Source organism: Variovorax sp. 01T439_2 (genome assembly GCF_056398445.1).
The window spans coordinates 1-2,507 of record NZ_JBFTPJ010000873.1 but is presented as its reverse complement, the minus strand read 5'-3'; the positions used below and the strand labels follow the sequence as shown (position 1 = coordinate 2,507).

The following is a 2,507-nucleotide window of genomic DNA, read 5'->3' as shown; positions in this document are numbered from 1 at the left end:
GACCACGCTGGCGCTGGCGCAGAGCCTGTACGAGCGCCACAAGGCGCTGACCTATCCGCGGACCGACTCGCGCGCACTGCCCGAGGACTACCTGCCGGTGGTCAAGGACACCATGAAGATGCTCGCCGAGAGCGGCATGAAGCACCTCGCACCCTTCGCGCAGCAGGCGGTCGACGGCAGCTACGTGAAGCCGAACAAGCGCATCTTCGACAACGCCAAGGTGTCGGATCACTTCGCGATCATTCCCACGCTGCAGGCGCCGAGCGGCCTTTCGGACGCCGAGCAGAAGCTCTACGACTTCGTGGTGCGCCGCTTCATGTCGGTGTTCTTCCCGAGCGCCGAGTTCCAGGTGACCACGCGCATCAGCACGGTGGAAACCGGCGGCAAAAAATACCCGTTCCGCAGCGACGGCAAGGTGCTGGTCAAGCCGGGCTGGCTCGCGATCTGGGGCAAGGAAGCCATCAACGACGACGACGAGAAGGACGGCAAGAACCTGGTGGTGGTGAAGCCCGGCGAAACGGTGAAGACCGAATCGGCCGACCTGAAGGCGCTGAAGACCCGGCCGCCCGCGCGCTATTCGGAAGCCACGCTGCTGGGCGCGATGGAAGGCGCCGGCAAGACCATCGACGACGACGAGCTGCGCGAGGCCATGCAGGAAAAAGGCCTGGGCACGCCAGCCACGCGCGCGGCCACCATCGAAGGCCTGATCACCGAGAAATACATGCTGCGCGAAGGCCGCGAGCTGATCCCCACGGCCAAGGCCTTCCAGCTCATGACGCTGCTGCGCGGCCTGGGCGTGGAAGAACTCTCCAAGGCCGAGCTCACGGGCGAGTGGGAATACAAGCTCGCGCAGATGGAGAAGGGCGCGCTGAGCCGCGACGCCTTCATGCGCGAGATCGCCGAGATGACGCAGCACATCGTCAAGAAGGCCAAGGAATACGACCGCGACACCGTGCCGGGCGACTACGCCACGCTGTCGACCCCATGCCCCAACTGCGGCGGCGTGGTGAAGGAAAACTACCGCCGCTACAGCTGCACCGGCAAGGCCGGGCAGGAGCCCTGCGGCTTCTCGTTCGGCAAGTCGCCGGCGGGGCGCACCTTCGAGGTGGCCGAGGCGGAAGTGCTGCTGCGCGACAAGCACATCGGCCCGCTGGAGGGCTTCCGCTCCAAGGCGGGCTGGCCCTTCACCTCCGAGATCGTCCTCAAGTACGACGAAGAGGCGAAGAACTGGAAGCTGGAATTCGACTTCGGCGACGACAAGAACGCCGACACCGGCGAGATCGTCGATTTCAGCGAGCAGGACACGGTGGGCCCGTGCCCGATCTGCGGCGCGCCGGTGTTCGAGCACGGCAGCAACTACGTCTGCGAGAAGTCGGTGCCCACCACTGCGCAGCCGACCCCCAGCTGCACCTTCAAGACCGGCAAGATCATCCTGCAGCAGCCGGTGGAGCGCGCGCAGATGGAAAAGCTGCTGGCCACGGGCAAGACCGACCTGCTCGACAAGTTCGTGAGCATGCGCACGCGCCGCGCCTTCAAGGCCTTCCTGACCTGGAACGCCGAGGAGGGCAAGGTGACCTTCGAATTCGCGCCGCGCGAAGGCGGCAGCAAGTTCCCGCCGCGCAAGACCTTCGGCAAGGCCGCGCCGGCGGGCAAGACCGCGGCGGCCAAGAAGGTGGCGGCCAAGAAGACGCCCGCCGCCAAGAAGGCACCGGCCGCAAAGAAGGCTGCCGCGCCGCGCAAGCCGGGCGCGGGCCTCAAGCCCAGCGACTCGCTGGCCGCGGTGATCGGCGCCGAACCGRTGGCGCGCACCGAGGTCATCAAGAAGCTCTGGGACTACATCAAGGCCAACGGCCTGCAGGACGCGGCCAACAAGCGCGCGATCAATGCCGACGCCAAGCTCAAGCCGGTGTTCGGCAAGGACCAGGTGACGATGTTCGAGCTCGCGGGCATCGTGGGCAAGCACCTGTCGGCGCCATGAAGACCACCATGCAGCGCAGACACTTCGCCGTCGCGCTCGCCGCGGCCTGCACGTTGGCCGTCGGCGCGGCGCAGGCGGCCGCCTGGCCCGACAAGCCCGTGAAGCTGGTGGTGCCGTTCCCGCCCGGGCAGGCCACCGACATCTTCGCGCGCGCGCTCGCCGAGCAGCTCGGCAAGCGGCTGGGCCAGCCGGTGATCGTCGACAACAAGGCCGGCGCCGGCAGCAACATCGGCACCGAATTCGTGGTGCGCTCGCCGGCCGACGGCTACACGCTGGTGGTGGCGGGCAGCGCGATGGCCGTGAACCAGACGCTCTACGCCAAGCCCGGCTTCGACCCGCGCAAGGACCTGGTGGGCATCTCGCTGATTGCCACGGTGCCGCTGGTGTTCCTGGCCACGCCCGAGAGCGGCATCCGCAGCATGGCCGACCTGGCCGCGCGCGCCAAGGCCGAACCGGGCCGGCTGAGCTACGCGAGCGCCGGCATCGGCGGCACGCAGCACCTGTCGGCGCCATGAAGACCACCATGCAG

The 2,507-nt window shown here is 67.8% G+C and carries 1 protein-coding gene and 1 pseudogene; both read left to right on the top strand.

Annotated elements, in window-relative coordinates; translation table 11 throughout:
• On the top strand, nucleotides 1–1,978 hold a 1,978-nt coding region (locus AC1DOC_RS29085), incomplete at its 5' end, for a DNA topoisomerase III (RefSeq protein WP_478131062.1).
• A gap of 8 nt (nucleotides 1,979–1,986) precedes the next feature.
• A pseudogene (locus AC1DOC_RS29080) lies at nucleotides 1,987–2,487 on the top strand (tripartite tricarboxylate transporter substrate-binding protein); the annotation flags it as partial.
• Nucleotides 2,488–2,507 lie beyond the last annotated feature (20 nt).